Origin of the sequence: Paraflavitalea devenefica, from assembly GCF_011759375.1 — a bacterium.
Taxonomy (GTDB): Bacteria; Bacteroidota; Bacteroidia; order Chitinophagales; family Chitinophagaceae; genus Paraflavitalea; species Paraflavitalea devenefica.
The window spans coordinates 1,306,364-1,324,477 of the sequence record NZ_JAARML010000002.1 but is presented as its reverse complement, the minus strand read 5'-3'; the positions used below and the strand labels follow the sequence as shown (position 1 = coordinate 1,324,477).

Annotated in this window: 23 protein-coding genes; 16 read left to right on the top strand and 7 right to left on the bottom strand. The window is 42.0% G+C overall.

The annotated features are described in order from the left end of the window. Positions 1 to 4 precede the first annotated feature (4 nt). The 5 genes from HB364_RS14800 (at position 5) to HB364_RS33520 (ending at position 4,255) form a co-directional block, all read left to right on the top strand. The gene (locus HB364_RS14800; protein ID WP_167288917.1) at positions 5 to 1,111 is read left to right on the top strand and encodes an MBL fold metallo-hydrolase; all 1,107 of its coding nucleotides are present in this window, start codon (positions 5 to 7) and stop codon (positions 1,109 to 1,111) included. After that, positions 1,053 to 2,438 carry an MFS transporter gene (locus HB364_RS14795; protein WP_246228493.1) on the top strand — a complete coding sequence of 462 codons (1,386 nt, stop codon included), beginning with the start codon at positions 1,053 to 1,055 and terminating at the stop codon, positions 2,436 to 2,438. Before HB364_RS14800 ends, HB364_RS14795 begins: the two co-directional genes overlap by 59 nt. 58 nt (positions 2,439 to 2,496) lie before the next feature. After that, entirely contained in the window at positions 2,497 to 3,090 is a 594-nt protein-coding gene (locus HB364_RS14790; protein WP_167288915.1) for a Crp/Fnr family transcriptional regulator, read from the top strand. A 48-nt stretch (positions 3,091 to 3,138) separates the two neighbouring features. After that, positions 3,139 to 3,933, top strand: coding sequence for a sterol desaturase family protein (locus HB364_RS14785; protein WP_167288913.1), 795 nt, complete (start codon positions 3,139 to 3,141; stop codon positions 3,931 to 3,933). A 109-nt stretch (positions 3,934 to 4,042) separates the two neighbouring features. Next, complete coding sequence (locus HB364_RS33520) at positions 4,043 to 4,255, top strand: GDCCVxC domain-containing (seleno)protein (RefSeq protein ID WP_167289736.1); 213 nt, start codon at positions 4,043 to 4,045, stop codon at positions 4,253 to 4,255. Positions 4,256 to 4,355: 100 nt separating this feature from the next. Here HB364_RS33520 and HB364_RS14775 read toward each other — a convergent pair whose 3' ends face one another. The 7 genes from HB364_RS14775 to HB364_RS14745 all read right to left on the bottom strand — a co-directional run bounded on the left by HB364_RS14775 (position 4,356) and on the right by HB364_RS14745 (position 10,296). Continuing rightward, positions 4,356 to 5,297: a phosphatase PAP2 family protein gene (locus HB364_RS14775; protein ID WP_167288911.1), complete on the bottom strand. Its 942-nt coding sequence runs from the start codon at positions 5,295 to 5,297 to the stop codon at positions 4,356 to 4,358. Positions 5,298 to 5,362: 65 nt separating this feature from the next. Beyond that, complete coding sequence (locus tag HB364_RS14770) at positions 5,363 to 5,923, bottom strand: sigma-70 family RNA polymerase sigma factor (RefSeq protein WP_167288909.1); 561 nt, start codon at positions 5,921 to 5,923, stop codon at positions 5,363 to 5,365. A gap of 71 nt (positions 5,924 to 5,994) precedes the next feature. Continuing rightward, entirely contained in the window at positions 5,995 to 6,771 is a 777-nt protein-coding gene (locus HB364_RS14765; RefSeq protein WP_167288907.1) for a metallophosphoesterase family protein, read from the bottom strand. Positions 6,772 to 6,814: 43 nt separating this feature from the next. Beyond that, entirely contained in the window at positions 6,815 to 7,939 is a 1,125-nt protein-coding gene (gene arsB, locus HB364_RS14760) for an ACR3 family arsenite efflux transporter (RefSeq protein WP_449406434.1), read from the bottom strand. Between the two features lie 70 nt (positions 7,940 to 8,009). Continuing rightward, positions 8,010 to 8,852 (bottom strand): arsenite methyltransferase, encoded by an 843-nt coding sequence (locus tag HB364_RS14755; RefSeq protein WP_167288905.1) that lies wholly within the window; start codon positions 8,850 to 8,852, stop codon positions 8,010 to 8,012. A 56-nt stretch (positions 8,853 to 8,908) separates the two neighbouring features. Continuing rightward, positions 8,909 to 9,238, bottom strand: a complete 330-nt coding sequence (locus tag HB364_RS14750; RefSeq protein WP_167288903.1) for an ArsR/SmtB family transcription factor — start codon at positions 9,236 to 9,238, stop codon at positions 8,909 to 8,911. A 158-nt stretch (positions 9,239 to 9,396) separates the two neighbouring features. Further along, complete coding sequence (locus tag HB364_RS14745) at positions 9,397 to 10,296, bottom strand: helix-turn-helix domain-containing protein (RefSeq protein ID WP_167288901.1); 900 nt, start codon at positions 10,294 to 10,296, stop codon at positions 9,397 to 9,399. Positions 10,297 to 10,503: 207 nt separating this feature from the next. Between HB364_RS14745 and HB364_RS14740 the strand changes: the two genes are divergently transcribed. From HB364_RS14740 to HB364_RS14700, 11 genes are all read left to right on the top strand, one after another. Further along, positions 10,504 to 11,004 carry a TlpA family protein disulfide reductase gene (locus HB364_RS14740; protein ID WP_167288899.1) on the top strand — a complete coding sequence of 167 codons (501 nt, stop codon included), beginning with the start codon at positions 10,504 to 10,506 and terminating at the stop codon, positions 11,002 to 11,004. Between the two features lies 1 nt (position 11,005). After that, the gene (locus HB364_RS14735) at positions 11,006 to 12,214 is read left to right on the top strand and encodes a hypothetical protein (RefSeq protein ID WP_208419961.1); all 1,209 of its coding nucleotides are present in this window, start codon (positions 11,006 to 11,008) and stop codon (positions 12,212 to 12,214) included. Beyond that, a complete protein-coding gene (locus HB364_RS33340) occupies positions 12,211 to 12,336 on the top strand; it encodes a hypothetical protein (RefSeq protein ID WP_262889782.1) in 126 nt (41 codons plus the stop codon). The genes HB364_RS14735 and HB364_RS33340 overlap by 4 nt, the downstream gene beginning before the upstream one ends. Positions 12,337 to 12,452: 116 nt before the next feature. Next, entirely contained in the window at positions 12,453 to 12,848 is a 396-nt protein-coding gene (locus HB364_RS33705) for an HYC_CC_PP family protein (protein WP_449406432.1), read from the top strand. Between the two features lie 88 nt (positions 12,849 to 12,936). After that, positions 12,937 to 14,418 carry a hypothetical protein gene (locus HB364_RS14730; protein ID WP_208419960.1) on the top strand — a complete coding sequence of 494 codons (1,482 nt, stop codon included), beginning with the start codon at positions 12,937 to 12,939 and terminating at the stop codon, positions 14,416 to 14,418. 3 nt (positions 14,419 to 14,421) lie between these two features. Continuing rightward, positions 14,422 to 15,072 carry a DUF2231 domain-containing protein gene (locus HB364_RS14725; protein ID WP_167288897.1) on the top strand — a complete coding sequence of 217 codons (651 nt, stop codon included), beginning with the start codon at positions 14,422 to 14,424 and terminating at the stop codon, positions 15,070 to 15,072. Positions 15,073 to 15,101: 29 nt separating this feature from the next. Then, complete coding sequence (locus HB364_RS14720; protein ID WP_167287793.1) at positions 15,102 to 15,299, top strand: heavy metal-binding domain-containing protein; 198 nt, start codon at positions 15,102 to 15,104, stop codon at positions 15,297 to 15,299. Positions 15,300 to 15,363: 64 nt separating this feature from the next. Next, the gene (locus HB364_RS14715; protein WP_167288895.1) at positions 15,364 to 15,762 is read left to right on the top strand and encodes an HYC_CC_PP family protein; all 399 of its coding nucleotides are present in this window, start codon (positions 15,364 to 15,366) and stop codon (positions 15,760 to 15,762) included. Between the two features lie 202 nt (positions 15,763 to 15,964). After that, positions 15,965 to 16,954, top strand: a complete 990-nt coding sequence (locus HB364_RS14710) for a hypothetical protein (protein ID WP_208419959.1) — start codon at positions 15,965 to 15,967, stop codon at positions 16,952 to 16,954. A 26-nt stretch (positions 16,955 to 16,980) separates the two neighbouring features. Continuing rightward, positions 16,981 to 17,607 carry a DUF3347 domain-containing protein gene (locus tag HB364_RS14705; RefSeq protein ID WP_167288891.1) on the top strand — a complete coding sequence of 209 codons (627 nt, stop codon included), beginning with the start codon at positions 16,981 to 16,983 and terminating at the stop codon, positions 17,605 to 17,607. A 25-nt stretch (positions 17,608 to 17,632) separates the two neighbouring features. Continuing rightward, entirely contained in the window at positions 17,633 to 18,112 is a 480-nt protein-coding gene (locus HB364_RS14700; RefSeq protein ID WP_167288889.1) for a heme-binding domain-containing protein, read from the top strand. Positions 18,113 to 18,114: the final 2 nt, after the last annotated feature.

Here is an 18,114-nt window from a genome sequence, read left to right as displayed (position 1 = left end):
AGCAATGCAAGATACTCCTGTTATTACAACTGATGCGCTCAGGAAAAAATTATCTTCAGGCGAAGCAGTAAACATTATTGATGTAAGGCCGTTGCAGGAAAGGTCGGAATGGTTCATACCCGGCAGTATTCATATTGATGTATATGACAGGTTGAAGCAGCGTGACTTTACTGTATTTGACGATATTCAATTAGACGCATCCACTCCGGTAGTAACGGTTTGTGCAGGTGGTAAAGTAAGTTTGACGGCAGCCAATATACTAAAACAAAAAGGATATAATGCTTTCTCATTGCAAAACGGCATGAAGGGATGGAGCCTGGCATGGAATATCGCCCATCAGGAATTCAATGGTTTTGAACTATGGCAGATACGGCGAACTGGCAAAGGTTGCCTATCGTATATTATTGCATCGGGCAAAGAGGCAACGATTATTGATGCTTCGCTCCCTGTTGAAGTATATACTGAACTGGTTAGTCTGCATGGCCTTTCTATAAAATATGTGATAGAAACCCATATACATGCCGATCATCTTTCCCGTTCAAAAGAAATTGCACAGTATTATAATATTCCATTGTACCTGCCTGTTCCTAATAATGTGCAATTTGAATATAACCCTATTGAAGGCGGTACCAAATTTGCAGTTGGCGCTGTAGTATTGCAATCAATACCTACACCTGGCCATACATTTAACAGCTTTAGCTTCTATATTGATGACAGTATATTACTTACAGGGGATACGCTTTTTACCAATGGAGTAGGTCGCCCGGATTTGAAATCCAGCGGGGAGGAAAGCAGGGAAAAAGCTGAAATGTTATATCAATCGCTGCAGAAGCTGCTTTTATTACACGATAGCGTAATGGTATTACCGGCTCATACCAACAGGCCAGTCGAATTTGATAATAAACTCATTGCAATAACCATTGGTGAAGCAAAAAGGAATATTACCCTGCTGCAAAGCGGTAAGGATGAGTTTATTCATTTGCTATTACTAAAGATCCCGCCAACACCGCCCAACTTTCTTGCTATTACCGAAAAAAACATTACCGGTAACTATGAAGGAGTTAACCCCATTGATCTGGAAGCAGGGGCCAATAGATGCGCTATATCCTGATCCTAAAATTATAGCAATATGGAACAAAGCAAATCTTATCCCCATGAGCAGACAAGTTAAATTAGGATTACAGGAAAACTGGAAACAATTCACCTTGCTTGTTATCATCAATGCTTTTGTTGGTGGCATGATTGGTTTGGAGAGAAGTATATTGCCACAAATAGCAGCAATTGAATTTCATATTGCTGCTAAAACCGCTATACTTTCTTTCATCATTGTTTTTGGAATAGTAAAAGCAATTACCAACTATTTCACGGGAGCACTGGCAAACAAAGTAGGACGCAAAAACCTGCTTACGCTTGGGTGGGTAATTGGAATTCCAGTTCCCTTTGTTTTAATGTTCGCTGATAACTGGAATTGGATTGTCGCAGCCAATGTTTTATTGGGGATCAACCAAGGCTTAACATGGAGTAGCACTGTCGTAATGAAAATTGACCTGGTAGGTGAAAAGCAAAGAGGCTTTGCAATGGGTTTAAATGAGTTTGCAGGTTATCTGGCAGTAGCTATTGTTGCATTCCTTACCGGGTGGATCGCTGCAACGTATGGTTTACGCCCCTATCCTTTTTACCTTGGAATAGCTTTGTCTGTATTAGGATTGTTGGGAAGTTGGCTGCTGGTGAAAGATACCCGGCATCACGTTACTGCTGAAACAACAACCAGTAACGTTGTAAAGCTAAAGAATGTATTTTGGGAAACTACCTGGAAGAATAAAAATCTTGGTTCCGTTACTCAGGCAGGGTTGATCAATAATTTAAACGATGGGATGGCCTGGGGATTATTTCCCATTTTGTTAGCAGCAAAAGGTTTTAGCATCGGACAAATTGGAATAGTAACAGCCATTTATCCTGCTGTTTGGGGAATAGGACAATTGTTTACAGGAAAGATGGCGGATCATTTCTGTAAAAAAGACTTATTATTTATCGGAATGTTATTGCAGGGAATAGCATTGGTTTGTTTGTTGTTTGCGAACACCATGACACACTTTATAATCCTTTCATCTATTCTTGGGTGGGGTACTGCAATGGTATATCCTACATTTCTCGCTACTGTCGCTGAAAATACCCATCCTGCCGACAGGGCTAATAGTTTGGGAGTATTTCGACTTTGGCGGGATTTGGGTTATGCAATTGGTGCCGTTCTCACCGGCATTATTGCTGACACATTTGGGATTAGCATATCAGTCTTGGTAATAGGCTTACTTACAATATTTTCTGCAGGGGTTATTTTCTATCGAATGAAATGTAGTGACAAGAATTTTATTAAGATTACAGATTGGATTAAGAATAAATTATCCAGGGCATACGGAGTTAAGTATAAAAGTGTTTGAACTTACCAACCTTTGAAAATAGTTTACGACCATGTAAATTTGTAAACATATTGCCTTTATGTATTCAAGAGTTGCAAACTATATTAAACAGCGTATTGAAATTTCCGACGAAGAAATTGAGGAAGGTTTGCAGTATACTACTTTCAAAAAGTATTTAAAAGGGGAATATATTTTGAGAATTGGTGAGTATTGCAGATTTATTGGATTCATAAACAAGGGGCTGATAGTAACAACCACTATTGATGATAATGGCAAAGAATCGGCATTCGACTTTAAGTGTGAAAATTGTTTCTTCACTTATACTGAAGAATTAATGAACAATGCGCTTTCTCACAAAAATTTTATTGCGTTGGAAGATTGCGAAGCGCTGATCTTGCCTAAGGAGAACCTGGAAAAAATACTAAAACTAAACCTAAAGTTTGAATCATTATTTACCAAAATACTTGCTGAAGATTTAAGAAATGTACTAATGAACCAGCAAAGCGTAAAAGAACTAAGTGCAGAGGAAAGATACCTGTCTCTTGAGAAAATGTATCCGGGTGCCTTGCAAAGGATACCTGTTAAATACATTGCAGGGTATCTTGGTATTGAGCCAGAAAGCCTTAGCCGCTTACGTCGCCGCCTGGCAGGAAAACAAAATAACCCAGGTTAGTTTTTAACTAATACAGTCATTTTAACTTCGGCCTTCAATAATGAAGTTATGAATTGGGATAAATTTGTTTGGTTGTTACTGGATAATGCGTATAAATACTTTTTAATTGCGCTCCCATTTTTTCTTGTTTACTATGTTTTCTTCAGGAAAAAATTAGCCTATAGGAAAATCCAGGAAAAGTTTCCAAAACAAAAGGATTATATCAGAGAGCTTGTGTTTTCTACTCTATCAGTAATCATTTTCTCCATTCCACCGCTGATAATGCTTTATAGTGATACTATCCGCCCATACACTACTTTTTATACCGATATAGAAAAGCATGGGTTGATTTATCTGATCCTTGCGTTCCCCCTTATGCTGATGATACATGATACTTATTTTTATTGGGCGCATCGCCTCATGCATCACCCTTTATTATTTAAGAAATTCCACCTTGTTCATCATAAATCAACAAACCCATCACCTTGGGCGGCTTATGCGTTTCACCCGCTGGAAGCAGTAGTGGAATCCTTAATTTTTGTTGTGTTCCTGTTTATTATTCCTATTCATGGTATTCATTTAATGACTTTTTTTGTTTTTAGCCTTGTTTACAATGTGTATGGTCATTTAGGTTTTGAATTATATCCCAAGGGTTTTAACAGACATTGGTTGGGCAAGTGGATAAATACCTCCATCTGCCACAATCAGCATCATCAGTATTTTAAGGGGAACTACGGTTTATATTTTACTATCTGGGACAGAATGATGGGTACTCTACGGGACGACTATGACAAAAAATTTGATGAAGTAAATGGAAAAACCTGTCCTGTAAAACCAAAAAGCAATGAAACTGTACATATATAGAATAGGTGGCGCTCTGGATCTTTATCGCAACCTCCTTGCATTTAATAAAATAGTAAACCCTGCTCCGAAGGGGGAAATCATGCTGTGTGAAAAATTAAAAAACTCCAATATGGATACTTTCGTACTTGAATCGACGATTACCTGTCCACATTGCGGCTTTCAGAAAGAAGAAACCATGCCGGTGGATGCCTGTCAGTATTTTTATACCTGCACCAACTGCAAAACCCTAATAAAGCCCAAACAAGGGGATTGTTGTGTATTTTGTAGCTATGGTACTGTGAAATGTCCGCCGATACAGATGAATAAATCTTGTTGTACATAGCCTCATCACCTAAATACCGTTAATCCATAAGTTTATGAGGATAAAAAAACACCGGCAATCAACCGGTGCCTATGACTATACTATCCCCAAAGACACAAAATTACTTTCCTGTAAATATTTTATTTTTTGTAAGCCATTCTATACGGGCTTTTCCCAGGTCGGCTACGAACTGCGGATTGTTGTACCAGTATTTTATCAGGTTCCAACTGATGATGCGGGAGGCTTCATTGTCACTTGGAAAATGAATGCCCATTACTTCCCTGGACCAGCGTACTTCCTCTGCTCTTTTCAGGAATTCATTTCTTTTCTCCGGGATGATCTCACTGAACAGGAAGGCTTGTGTGAAGGCCCATAAGGAATGCCCGCTTGGAAATGAGGGTGAATTGATCCTGGTGAGTGGTTGTAAAGCCGGTTCCAGATGATAAGGACGCGGACGTTTGAAGTGCCTTTTTAACCTGAACTCCGTTACCCTGGTATCCTGAATACAATTCAGTAATAAATCTGTAAGAGCCGGGAAATTCTTATCATTAAACCAATCACCCACGATGGTGGAGGAAATATAAAATAACTGTTCCCTGTTTTCTGCACAAGAGGAATCCAGCGGATTGATGATGTTGGGCCAGGAACCTATATTGGCAATGTATTGTGCCCGTTGTATTTCTTTGGGAGTCCTTTTCTGCTGGAGGGTGAGCATGTACTCCAGTTCTGCTTTTGTTTGCTCTGAGCTGTTGGCCGGAAACCTGATCAGTGACGACAGCCTGGCCTCATCTTCAGGTAGCAAGTACACTGTCCTCCACAGCGCATTTGATAAGGCTCCCTTGCTGTATTCGGTCCAGGGAAAGGTAATGGTATCCTTAAAAGCTCTTTTGTCGACCGGTGCATTGTCCAATACTGCCTGCGTTTGGTAATGCTGCCCAATGGGTTCCAAGGGGTCAAGGGACTGAGCGATTGTCCGGCTACTGAAGGAAAAGGTAAACAGTGTGTAAGTAAGGAGAAACAATAACACCTGCATTGATTGTCTGGTTGTCTGAAACATTTTCATGGTAGTGTCTTTTACCAGACGACGCAGGTTTTTGAAAAAAGACGCAGGTTTTACCAGCAATTTATTTATTCGGGAAAAGCGGGTTGATCTTTTTTACAACAGGAGACAATGTTTCCATACGTATCAAATTCATAGTTACAGCATTGCAATATGATCTCTTTGAGCTTTTCACGGGCGCGTTGTACCCTTGTTTTGGCATTGGTCAGGGAAATGCCTGCTTTCTCCGCCAATTCCCTGTGCTTCAGGCCCTCCAATTCTACCATGACCAGTGCGTCGCGGTATATGGGTGGCAGGGAATCAATCATCGGACGCAGGCAACAATCGGCCAATTTTAAAGAAGTATCTGGTTTTTCTGTGGTTTCAGCAGCCACCAACTGGTCTGGCTCCTCCTCTACCATTATTTTTCCATTCTTCCGGTAGTAATCAATGACCGTGTTGCCGGTAAGCCTGGATAAATAGGCGATCATGTTATCGGCCTGTTCGATCTTAGGCAGATTGGCCATGATCTTTATATACACTTCCTGCATGATATCATGGCAATAATCCTGGTGTTTTACTTTTCTGCAGACCATGTCCAGGAGCTCCTTTTCAAAGTTATTCCGGATGGTCAAGACTAAATTTTCCATGTTCACTGAATTAATAAATTATATATGGCAGCCTAAGTAAAAGCCCAGGATCATCACCATGCATCTATGTATTAAACTCCTTTTCTTAAACTTTCGGCGTAGGCGTTGGGCAGCCTGCTATCTTCTACTGCTTTGGCTGCTTTTTCTATATCGTAATTAAACCTGACAAACTCTACCTGGACGGTGTCTTTTGTCAGAATGCTGCTGTTGTCGTTGATGGTCAATATAACGTAGCCTCCCCTGTTGTCTCCATCTTTGGGTTTACCGACTGAACCGATGTTGATGGCATGCCGGTAATGCGGGGCATCTTCCGTCCCTGAATTCAGTACCCGGTGGTAGGGCTTGTGTGTATGGCCAAAGCACATAATATCTGCATCGGCATCCTGCATGATCCGCAGCATGCTTTTTTCTTCGCGGTCTTCAAAGAGGTATTCATTAATCTTGCGCGGGCTTCCATGCACCAGCAATAGGTTCAGTTTGTCATTGTTCAATTGAAACTCCACCCGGATGTGAGCTGGTAATGTTCTCAGGTATTCCCGTTCTTCGGACTTAACGATCTCATTGGTAAAGGAAATAGAGACGGCGCCATTTGCTTTTTCTTCATCGGTTTTATAGGCGCAACCACAATCATCAATGGCCCTGCCGATCCCGAAATCATAATTGCCGGCAATGGTGGGAATTTTACGGGCTTTGATCTCGTTGATGACTTCATTGGGCCAGATATTATATCCTACCAAATCGCCTAAACAGTAGATGCTATCGTAATGCCTGCTATCTATCTCCTTAAAAAATGCTTCCAATGCGGGCAGGTTGGCGTGGATGTCTGAAAAAAGTACAATCCTGGTCATGTGTAGTTGTTTTCAAAAATTATTAGTTGGAAAGAGGACACTTTTATACTGTTTGCGGATCATTGGACAAGGTATAATATCTTCTACGTAACCAGAAGGCAACATTTACCAATGCGATCAGTGCCGGGACCTCAACCAATGGCCCTATTACGCCGGCAAATGCCTGGCCGCTGTTGATGCCGAATACGCCAATGGCGACGGCTATTGCCAGTTCAAAGTTGTTGCCTGCGGCGGTGAAAGCAATGGATGCATTTTTGGAGTAGTCGGCTCCGAGGGATTTACCCAACAGAAAGCTGACGAGGAACATGATCACAAAGTAAATAGCGAGTGGAATGGCAATCCGTATTACATCCAAGGGGATCCGGACAATCAGCTCACCTTTCAGGCTGAACATAACCACAATGGTAAACAGCAGGGCAATGAGTGTAATAGGTGAAATGACGGGCACGAATTTTTCGCGGAACCAGGTCTCTCCTTTTAGCCTGATCAAGACGTAGCGGCTAATGATACCGGCAACAAAAGGTATTCCGAGGTAGATAGCTACGCTTTCTGCAATCTGGCCGATGGTGACATGCACTTCCAATCCTTTCATACCAAATAAAGGCGGCAAGATGGTGATGAATACATAGGCATATACACTGTACAAGAGCACCTGGAAGATGCTGTTGAGGGCTACCAGCCCGGCAGCATATTCGCGGTTCCCTTCGGCCAGTTCGTTCCATACGATGACCATGGCGAGACAACGGGCAAGACCGATGAGGATGAGGCCTATCATGTATTCGGGGTAACCCTTTAAGAATATGATGGCCAGTATGAACATGAGGATTGGCCCGATGATCCAATTGAGGAAGAGGGATGCTCCTAAGATTTTTGTGTTCTTAAAGACTTCGCCCATTTTTTCATACCTGACTTTTGCCAGGGGCGGGTACATCATGAGGATGAGGCCAATTGCGAGCGGAATGTTGGTAGTGCCGGTGGAAAATGAATTGATGAAGGTGGCGGATGAAGGGATGAAGTAGCCAATGGATACTCCTGCCGCCATTGCCAGGAATATCCATAGTGTTAAATACCGGTCCAGGAAGCTCAATTTCTTTCTTTCATTGGCCGGATTACAGTTGTTGGCGCTCACGATGGTTATCTTTTTCGTTAAGGGAAGAAATCCTAACACAGCATTTGGTATATAGCGAAATACAGCCAGGGAACCGGACCTATTCAAACCGGTTCCCTGACTGTTTATGTCAACAGCAGTCCGGACCACAGCAGGCTTTGGCGGCTACTGGTTTTTGTGCAAATACGGTGATGCTATAGATACCGGTTTTGCCACTCCTGAATTCCTGTAACTGGTCTTTGGACAGATAATTTAATAATATATCATCGGGAATGTGAATGGGCTTTTCTTTCTGGATGATGATGTTCTCAAAACCGTTTTGTTCAATCAGTTCCAGGTACACCTGTTTTTGAATAGCACCGGATACGCAGCCCGCATACATTTCAGCAGCCTGCTGGATGCTGGCAGGTAACATGCCTTCCAGCACAATGTCGGAAATACTGAAGTGTGCGCCGGGTTTTAATACCCGATAGATTTCTTTGATCACTCCGTCTTTATTGGGAACAAGGTTCAAGACGCAGTTGCTGACAATGACATCGGCTGTGTTGGCAGAGACAGGCATTTGTTCAATATCACCCTGCCTGAACTCCACATTGTGATAACCTAATTTCTCAGCATTCTGTCTTGCTTTCTCAATCATGGCGGGGGTAAAGTCAATGCCGATGACCTTTCCGGTTTCTCCTGTTTCAGCACGGGCAATAAAAGCATCGTTACCGGCGCCAGAACCCAGGTCAATAACAACATCCCCTTTTTTGATCTTTGCAAATTGGGTGGGCAGTCCGCAGCCCAGGCCCAGGTCGGCATCGGGGTTGTAGCCTTCCAACTGGCTGTAATCATCTGTCATAATGTTGGCAGTCTCAACGGAGCAGCAGCCGGAACCGCAGCAGGAAGCGGCATTGTCTGTTTTATCCTGTAAGGCAATTTCACCGTATTTCTGCCTTACCAGGTCTTTTAGTTGTTCGGTAGTTTGCATGGCTTTGTATTTATTGTATTATTGCAATATTGCGATTAATAGAGTCAAAAAAAATGCTAACAGCATTCGTCTTTGTTTACATAGGTGACAAAAAAGGCGTCGAAAGCTGTCCTGTACTGGTTCCACACTTTGGAATCAATGCAATAGCATACGCTGGTGCCTTCAATATTGCCTTTTATCAGGCCAGCCGTTTTTAACTCCTTCAAATGCTGGCTAATGGTGGCCTGCGCAAGGCCCAGCTCCTCTACCAGGTCGCCACAAACACAGGCTTGTTTCTTAACCAATTGCTGTATGATAGCAATACGAGCCGGATGAGCCAGTGCCTTCATCATTTGCGCCAGCCTGTTCTGCTTCTCGGTGAATATTTCTGATTTCGTGAGACCCATATCGCAATATTACGATGAATAATTAAATGGGCAAATTTATTTTTAGTGGATGGTCAAAATGGAAGAGTAAATCGGTTGTTTTGAAGGGTGACTGGCACAAGTACGCGTCCGAAGTGAAAACTGCCGGTATTACCCGGCAGTTTTTGATTATTATTTCCTTAGGTTGTTAATAATGTGATACCACTCAAGTTCGCTTTCCCATTTTTCAGGAATTCGTAAGTCATCCGGTCTGCCTGGCAGTCAATAAACCGGATCCCTTTCAAACTCTTGCCTTTAAAGAACGTGTTTGTAAGTGTTGCATGCTGGAATGTCACCTTTTTAAAGGCGCAGTTTTCAAAATAACAGTCCTCCACTATACCCTCGAAAACGATATCGGCAATATACATAGCACTAAAAGAGGTGCGATTCCATACTGCATTGGCAATGGTATTTTTCTCGAAGCCACCAGATTTAGCCACCACTCCGGTAAAATCGGCATCGGTAAAATCGCAGCCATAGATAAAGCTTCCTGAAAATTCAGTTTCTTTCAATGAACAGTCCTTAAATAGATTGGTAGATAAATTTGAATTTTGAATGTGGCTGCTACTGAAGTCGGAACCGGAGAAGTCACAGCTATTAATATTATTGCTTTTTAGAAGAAGTCCCGACAATTCTGAACCGATAAACTTGCAGCGCTGCATATTGGAGGAACTGAATTTTTCATGCAGATTTTTCAACCCGGAAAAATCTGCGTCCACCCAGTTTCCGCGCGACATATCCCAGTTTAGCTTTTTCTCCTGCTTTCCGGATGGCAATTCATCGGACTGCTTAATCAAAGGCTCAACGGATGCCGCCTCAGTGGCCTCAGATTGGAAGCTTTCTGAAAAATAGTTAAGATCAACACCCAGCATTTCCGCGAGACTGTTAAAAGTAGTGATGTCTGGCATTGATTCTCCGCGTTCCCACTTTCCGACCGCCTGAGAACTAATGAATAGACGCTGGGCAAGCTGGGCTTGAGAGATATTTTTTTTCTTTCGTGCTTTGGCAATTTTATCGCCGATCATCTTCGCATTTAACATAGGTACTTTGTCTTTGTTATGACACCGCAAAGATATTCAGACTCAATTCAGAATCAATAAAATAGCAACCACTCTTAGTTGTAATTACGCTACTTGTAGTTGTTATTCAACAACTATCAGTAGTGTGAGGTTTGTTTGCCGGGGAGCGAATGCCGATAGCATAATTCCATTATCCCTAATTTTACCGATAACAAACAAAAAAAGTGAATGAATAGTATACGTAAATTCAGTAATATATTATTATTGGGGATATTGGGTTGCCATGGAGACCACAAAGATAAACCTGTTTCTTACACGCAGAAGGATCGGGAAATCAACAAAATCAAGTTAATAGATTTAAACGAACAGCCTATTGATCTGAAAAAATACAGTGGGAAAACAATTTTTATTACCTTTTGGGCTACCTGGTGCAAGCCCTGCATGGCAGAAATGCCTTCTATAGAGAAGGCACAAAATATCCTTCGAAAGGAGGAGGTGATATTTTTGCTGGCTTCCAGTGAAAATGTGGAAGAAATTAAAGAGTTTAAGAACGACCATTCTTATAAATTTAATTATGCCAGGATCGAAAACAGCGAAGCCTTGAATATTCAGGCGCTGCCAACAACCATGATTTTTGACCGCGAAGGAAACCTGGTTTTCTCGGAAATGGGTTCAAGAAATTGGGTTGACAGTACCAACATTGATATGATCTTAAAAATTGCAAAATAAGATGATTAAACTACTATCCGTTTTAATGTTCCTTGTCCTGGTTGTTTCATGCAAGAATTCCGAACAAAAGATAAGCACAGAGAAAGATCATTTAAAACTCCTTGTATCCCCAGCCGATTCACTCAGCGCTGAACCTTATTTATTCACTGACAAAAATGGAGTTGTTTATTTGTCATGGATTGAAAAAGGAAAAGAAAAGAGCTCGCTGAAATTTTCAAGATTGAACAATGGCCAATGGTCAGCACCTATAGTTATTGCTTCCGGAGATAATTGGTTTGTCAATTGGGCGGATTATCCAATGTTGGCTTCAGATGGAAGGGATAGTCTGATAGCCCATATTTTAGAGAAAAGCGAAAAAAGCACCTATGCATACGACGTGAAGCTGATCAGTTCATTTGACAAAGGGAATTCATGGAATGCTCCAAAGGTCCTTCATGATGATGGAAAGAAAGCAGAACATGGCTTCGTTTCAATATTACCTTACGGGGAAAATTATTTCATTTCATGGCTCGACGGAAGGAATGCTGCCATGGAAGGTGAAAGCGGGCATCATGAAGGGCATCATGGCTCAATGACTATACGAGCCGCAGTAGTTAATAAACAAGGGATTAAATCCGGTGAATGGGAACTTGATAACCGGGTTTGCGATTGTTGCCAGACCAGTGCAGCGATAACAACAATTGGTCCGGTTGTAGTTTACCGCGACCGGTCGGAAGAGGAGATCAGGGACATTTCGATTGTCCGGATGGTAAATGGTCAATGGACAAAACCCCAATCAATATTTCCGGACAACTGGAAAATTGCCGGATGTCCGGTTAACGGCCCCAAGGTCGATGCTCAAGGGAATAACCTTGCTGTAGCGTGGTTTTCAGCACCCGATAAAAAAGGGCAAGTAAATATTGTTTTCTCAAAGGACGGGGGGGCTAACTTTAGTACTCCCATCCGTATTGATGAGGGAAATGGAATTGGCCGGGTAGATGTTATTATGCTGGACGAAAAAAGCGCCATGGTCAGTTGGATGGAAGGTTCGATGATCAAAGCAGCCAGGGTATACAATGACGGCAAAAAAGAGCTTTCAATAACCATTGCGTCATCGTCTGAATCGAGATCCAGTGGATTCCCTCAAATGACAAAATCAGGAAATAATGTAATTTTTGCCTGGACGGATGATAAACAGAAAACAATTAAGGTGGCAAGCCTGTCTTTATGAAGGGTTGCATCCTGGTAGTGCGGCAGCAGTTGGAAAAGACTGCTGCCAATAAGGATTATGTAGAAATCCTTTGCTCCAACTGTAGAACATACTTCCCTATCAGCCGCTACCTTCCCGGCTAGTTTTCTTACCCTCAGCCTTACCTTTGGTAGGTATTTACCCAATTCGCCTCCAAAGAGGGCCTTTCTTTACATCCGTGGTATAATTTTTATGATCATTCTCACAGAAGTTTGTATATGTGAAGAAAATCAGTTGTATCATATTGTTACAGTTTTACCTGATTTATGTAACGGGCGTTACCGTTCACCATCATTATTGCATGGGGGAATGGGTCAGTTTTTCCTTATACCACAAGGCTGATAAGGAATGTGGCAAATGTGGGATGAAAAAGCATACAGAAGAGAGTAAGAATTGCTGTAAAGATATTTCTGTTGTTGCCAAATCAGATAATACCCATCCGTATTCGCAGGTTAGCTACGATCTTACTCCTCCAGAATTGCTACTGCCGCCCCTAACCAGTCTTGTTAATTTTACGCCTCCCATTTGCAACATTGCACCAAAATTATACAGGGATCATAGCCCGCCATTGCATCCAACTCCGCTCTTCATTCAATTTCAGAATTTCCGCATTTGATTGTCTTTCTACGGCCATCAGGGGTGCCGTCCATATCCATTTGTTATTGGGGTCATTGTAACAGTCGATACTATTTAAAAGGTAGATTATGTTTAAAGTTATCATCATATTGATGGTGTTATGTGGCATATACAAAAGTTCGGTTTCACAGCATGAGCACCATAAGACGCCCACGAAGCAGGATTCTACAGCCAAAGCAAAAAAGAAAGCACCCAGGACACAGGAGAAGGTCGCCAGGAAAGATACTATACCTATCCAGCAGCAGATGCATGGCGATCATGCCATGAATATGGATACGAGTATGCGTCCGATGGATATGCCCATGACGCATGCGTTTTCTCTTAATTTACCCATGAACCGCAACAGTTCCGGGACGGCCTGGCAACCAGATGCTACTCCGATGTACGGATACATGAAGATGACAAAGAACTGGAATCTGATGTTTCATGGCAGTATCTTTTTCAGGTATAATAATCAGGACATTTTCAGCAAGGGGGTAAGAAGTGATAGCTTAACAGACAGGTTTGATGCGCCCAATTGGGTAATGGTGATGGCAAACAGAAAGATAAACAAACGTGGTTTACTTGCACTTTCCCTGATGTTATCCGCAGACGAGTTGGTAATGGGCGGAAATGGTTATCCGCTGTTATTTCAATCCGGAGAGACTTCCGACGGGAAGCTTTTAATCGACAGGCAGCACCCGCATGATTTTGTCTCAGGACTAAGTGCGGCTTATACTCATATGGTCAACAAGGACATTGATATTACTGCCTATCTGGGTTATCCAGGAGAGCCCGCCATAGGACCACCGGCATTTATGCACCGTATTTCAAGCATGAATAATCCCGACGCCCCATTAGGACACCACTGGCAGGATGCAACACATATTACCTTTGGAGTCGTTACATTAGGATTCAGGTATAAAGTACTAAAATTCGAACTTTCGAATTTTACAGGTCGCGAGCCGAACGAAAACCGGTATAGCTTTGACAAGCCTCGTTTTGATTCCTGGTCGTATCGTTTTTCCGCTAACCCAACGGACAATTTTGCCATTCAATTCTCACAGGCTTATATAAAAAGCCCTGAATCTTTAGAGCCGGAAGAAAATATAACGAGAACTACCGCTTCGGTTTTGCACAGCATCATTTTGGGTGAGAAAACACATTTGACTTCAGCGGTTGTTTGGGGAGCAAATCAAAAGTGGGATCACCGCCCGGAACATTCAGCACTGCTCGAATCCAATTTACAAATGAACAGGACAGCCATTTACGGAAGATACGAGTCTATCCAGAAGAGTGAGCATGAACTGAATATAGACATAAATGGCTTAGATGAGTTATTTTCCATAAATGCATTAACATTAGGAGCAAGCTATAATTTCCTGCATGCGTTCAACACGAATTTCAGAATAGGCATTCAGGGATCTGCCTTTTTTACTCCTTCTGAACTACGTGGATTGTATGGGAAGTTGCCGTTATCGGCAGAAATATATATTCATGTGTTGCCGATAAACATGAATGCTTTGCCAGGAATGAAACATTCAACCATGCGAAACCATTCAAATCATTAAGAAATGATCGAGTTACATCCAGCCGTAGTTCATTTCCCGATTGCTTTGATTACAATCGCTGCTCTTTTCGGCGCCATGTCATTGTTTACAAAAAAAGAACTCTTTAAACAAATTGCTTTCTGGAATTTATTGTTAGGAGTTATAGGTGGTATAGCTGCTGTTCTCACAGGACTAATTGAAGAACAAAACTTAACCCATAATGACGAAATACACCAGGTACTGGTAAAGCATAAATTTACCGGATTTGGTATTCTCATCCTTTCTTTCGCTTTGTTAACCTGGATTTGGGTACGTAAAAACAGGATCGGGAAAGGCGAATACATTACATGGGTTCTGTTTCTTGTTATTGGTACTGCTGCAGTTTTTTATCAAGGATTTCTTGGAGGCAAAATGGTATTTGAACAAGGTGCAGGTGTAAAACCTATAGAGCAATACAGGGAGCATGGAGGTGATTCTACAAAACCGCATAGCCACTCAAATTTGGGGCATGATCATGGAAGTGCTAAGGATGCTACTTCGCCAGATAAAACGAAGCCACAGCATGACCATTCGACTACGCCACATGAGCATACAAACAAACAGGATACGTCAAAAAAACAGGATTCCGTTCAATCAAGAGATAAAAAGAAAGCGTTAAAAGACATGAAATATTAACCATATTCCAGAACGTTAAAATATAATGTATGAAAAATGAAATGATGACTCCGATGCAGAAAGACAAGAAGTATACTTGTCCGATGCACCCGGAAGTGCTGAGTGATCAACCCGGTATTTGCCCCAAATGCGGGATGGAGTTGGTCGAAAAAGGCAATCAGAAAGCCAATCAGGTCAGGCCCATCCGCATTGACATTCAGCTAAAAAGAGGTGCAGCAATCCATTAAAATATAACTCAAAGCGAAAATTTTATAACACAACTTCTAAAAATTACCGCTACTTTTGTTTTGAATGAAAAAGTTCATTGTCTGCATATTAGCTATTCTTTACATTGGTTCTTCAACCGGGGCCACCGTACACATGCATTATTGCATGGGCAAACTGGTTGAACAGGGGCTTTGGCATGGGAAAGCAAAAAAGTGCGGCAAATGTGGCGCAAAAGAGGATAGTTCCTGCAAGAAAAAGTGCTGCAAAGATGAACATAAGCTCGTAAAGCTGGATAAAGATCATAAAACAGCCGAATCGGCTTTTCAACTCCTGGCATTTACCTCCCTCGTAACACCAGTCAGTTTTATTGAACTGCCGCAGGTGCAGGTGACCTCATTAACGCAGGAGTTTCCGGTAAACAATGCTCCACCCCGAAGTTGTAAGGTTCAACCATATATTTTCCTTTGTACTTTCCGCATCTGATCCCCTGCTAAGGGCGTAGCTGTTTTTTCTTTTACTTCATTGCCTATCACGCCCGCCATCATTACCGCTCAAACGTAGTCTTATTTCTTAATCTAAATGTTCATTTATGTTCATGGCCAGACGCCCTGCATTGGCAGCGGCCTGTTCAGCAATTCTGCTTGCTGCATCCATACTTTCCTGCAGAAAGCAAAAAATACCCGGTATGTCAATGGAAGATAAACAAATTGATTACCCTGCCGCCTATGTTATCAACGGGGAATCCAGTACCATATCTGTTATTGACCTGGACAAAAACACCGTTTCAGAAACTATAGAATTGATGGGAACCGATAATTCCATGGTCATGTGGCCGCATCACCTGTCTCTATACAGCATTTTTGATATGCACCGCCTCGCTATTGGAGTACCGGGCATGGACCTGAGCGCCGGACATTCCGGAGGTATGAATGATATGAAAGGCAAGGTCCTGGTAATGGACGCTGTTAAAGGCAAAATATTGAAAACGGTGGACTTGCCGGTATCTAACCACAACGCTATTTATTCTTCCAATGGCCGTGAAATATGGGTATCCCAAATGGAAATGAACGGCAAAGTGCTCGTTTATGATGCTCAAACCTACGCTTTGAAAAATACTATAGCCGTAGGTATGGAACCTGCTGAAGTCAGCTTTTCCGCCGACGGCTCGAAAGCCTACGTAGCCAACGGAGGAGACAACACTGTTTCTGTCATTGATCCTGTAAACAAAACCATTATAGCCACCATTCCTGTGGGCGCTGAACCTGTGGGCGCGTGGGTAGGCTATGACGGCAAAATGTATGTGGACAATGAGGAAGGCAAAACGATCAGCGTTGTTGATGTGTCTACCAATGCTGTCATCCAGACCATTGATGTAGGATTTATGCCTGGCAGTGCTGCCCATAACGGTGTAAAAAAAGAGCTGTGGATTACAGACCCGGATAATGGCAAAGTACACTACTGGTCCTGGGACGGGTCCAGTAGCCAGTGGACGCATGCCGGTAGCTTCAATACAGCCGCAGGGGCGCATGCCGTTGCCTTTACGGCTGATGGCAATACGGCCTATGTCACCAATCAAATGGCGGCTTCTGTTTCTGTTATCAATGTAAATAACCATTCAAAAGTTAAAGACATTCCAGTAGGCAAAAAACCAAACGGAATTGTATTGAAACAATAATTTTTTAACTACTTAAAAGTCTTATCATGAAAAAGATATTTTTTGTTTCAATAGCTATAGCATCCATCGTTCTTGTTGCTTGCAACAATAGTGACAATAATAAACAGGCAGAGAACCATGATATGGATTCAATGAAAAAAGATTCAGCCGGTCAAACCACTTCAATGGAAGAAAAAGATATTAAGACAGTAGCCGTGGCTTATACCAATGTTGATCCAAAAATAGCGGCATCCATAAATGAAATAATTGACCATTACCTGCATGTTAAGAACGCTTTAGCAAATGATAATGGCGAAGAAGCCGTTAAAGGCAGCAAAGCCATGTCTTCCACATTGGGCAAAATAGACAAGTCATTATTCACCGCCGAGCAAAAAAAGATATATGAGGAAAACGAAGAGGATCTGAAGGAACATGCTGAACATATCAGCAAAAGCAAGATAGAACATCAGCGCGAACACTTCTCTATGATGAGCGAAGATGTATATGCTTTGGCAAAAGCCTTTGGCGGCGGCAAAACACTATATCATGATCACTGTCCGATGTATAACAATAATAAGGGCGCAATGTGGCTAAGCGAAACTATGGAAATCAAGAACCCATATATGGGCAGCAAAATGCCGAAATGCGGAAAGGTGGAAGAAAAAATTCAATAACTGTCCAGATTCCACAGATGTCACTATGCGTGTATTTAAAAAAATAGTGTGGGGATTATTGATCCTTCTTGTTTTGATACAGTTTATTCCAAGAAGCATAAACAAGAGTGATAAAATAACTCCCACAGATATAGTAAATAATTACCGTGTGCCAGATCAGGTGCAATCGGTATTGAATAGAGCTTGCTATGATTGTCACAGCAATAATACACGTTATCCGTGGTACGCTCATGTGCAGCCATTTCGGTTACTATTAGACCGGCATATTATAGATGGAAAGGAAGAATTAAACTTTAGCGAGTATGGAAGTTATTCAAAAAAGAGACAGTTCAACAAACTCAAATCCATCGGGGAATCACTGGAAGAAGGAACTATGCCGCTTAAATCGTACCGAATTATGCACGCAGATGCCAGGCTAACCGAAGCAGAGAAAGCCGTAGTGCTCAAATGGGTAGAAGATACACGTAATCTGATCGTAGAAGGAAAGAGTAAAACCAGCTTATAAAA

What these genes read in the sequence shown, in the direction of transcription:
- HB364_RS14735 (WP_208419961.1), top strand. Translation starts at nt 11,006, where the DNA reads ATGATTAAACTACTATCCGTTTTAATGTTCCTTGTCCTGGTTGTTTCA.
- HB364_RS14755 (WP_167288905.1), bottom strand. Translation starts at nt 8,852, where the DNA reads ATGCAAACTACCGAACAACTAAAAGACCTGGTAAGGCAGAAATACGGT.
- HB364_RS14785 (WP_167288913.1), top strand. Translation starts at nt 3,139, where the DNA reads ATGAATTGGGATAAATTTGTTTGGTTGTTACTGGATAATGCGTATAAA.
- HB364_RS14765 (WP_167288907.1), bottom strand. Translation starts at nt 6,771, where the DNA reads ATGACCAGGATTGTACTTTTTTCAGACATCCACGCCAACCTGCCCGCA.
- HB364_RS33520 (WP_167289736.1), top strand. Translation starts at nt 4,043, where the DNA reads ATGGATACTTTCGTACTTGAATCGACGATTACCTGTCCACATTGCGGC.
- HB364_RS14740 (WP_167288899.1), top strand. Translation starts at nt 10,504, where the DNA reads ATGAATAGTATACGTAAATTCAGTAATATATTATTATTGGGGATATTG.
- HB364_RS14705 (WP_167288891.1), top strand. Translation starts at nt 16,981, where the DNA reads ATGAAAAAGATATTTTTTGTTTCAATAGCTATAGCATCCATCGTTCTT.
- HB364_RS14700 (WP_167288889.1), top strand. Translation starts at nt 17,633, where the DNA reads ATGCGTGTATTTAAAAAAATAGTGTGGGGATTATTGATCCTTCTTGTT.
- HB364_RS14800 (WP_167288917.1), top strand. Translation starts at nt 5, where the DNA reads ATGCAAGATACTCCTGTTATTACAACTGATGCGCTCAGGAAAAAATTA.
- HB364_RS14710 (WP_208419959.1), top strand. Translation starts at nt 15,965, where the DNA reads ATGTCAATGGAAGATAAACAAATTGATTACCCTGCCGCCTATGTTATC.
- HB364_RS33340 (WP_262889782.1), top strand. Translation starts at nt 12,211, where the DNA reads ATGAAGGGTTGCATCCTGGTAGTGCGGCAGCAGTTGGAAAAGACTGCT.
- HB364_RS14715 (WP_167288895.1), top strand. Translation starts at nt 15,364, where the DNA reads ATGAAAAAGTTCATTGTCTGCATATTAGCTATTCTTTACATTGGTTCT.
- HB364_RS14775 (WP_167288911.1), bottom strand. Translation starts at nt 5,297, where the DNA reads ATGAAAATGTTTCAGACAACCAGACAATCAATGCAGGTGTTATTGTTT.
- HB364_RS14745 (WP_167288901.1), bottom strand. Translation starts at nt 10,296, where the DNA reads ATGTTAAATGCGAAGATGATCGGCGATAAAATTGCCAAAGCACGAAAG.
- HB364_RS14770 (WP_167288909.1), bottom strand. Translation starts at nt 5,923, where the DNA reads ATGGAAAATTTAGTCTTGACCATCCGGAATAACTTTGAAAAGGAGCTC.
- HB364_RS14725 (WP_167288897.1), top strand. Translation starts at nt 14,422, where the DNA reads ATGATCGAGTTACATCCAGCCGTAGTTCATTTCCCGATTGCTTTGATT.
- HB364_RS14720 (WP_167287793.1), top strand. Translation starts at nt 15,102, where the DNA reads ATGAAAAATGAAATGATGACTCCGATGCAGAAAGACAAGAAGTATACT.
- HB364_RS14750 (WP_167288903.1), bottom strand. Translation starts at nt 9,238, where the DNA reads ATGGGTCTCACGAAATCAGAAATATTCACCGAGAAGCAGAACAGGCTG.
- HB364_RS14730 (WP_208419960.1), top strand. Translation starts at nt 12,937, where the DNA reads ATGTTTAAAGTTATCATCATATTGATGGTGTTATGTGGCATATACAAA.
- HB364_RS14790 (WP_167288915.1), top strand. Translation starts at nt 2,497, where the DNA reads ATGTATTCAAGAGTTGCAAACTATATTAAACAGCGTATTGAAATTTCC.
- HB364_RS14795 (WP_246228493.1), top strand. Translation starts at nt 1,053, where the DNA reads ATGAAGGAGTTAACCCCATTGATCTGGAAGCAGGGGCCAATAGATGCG.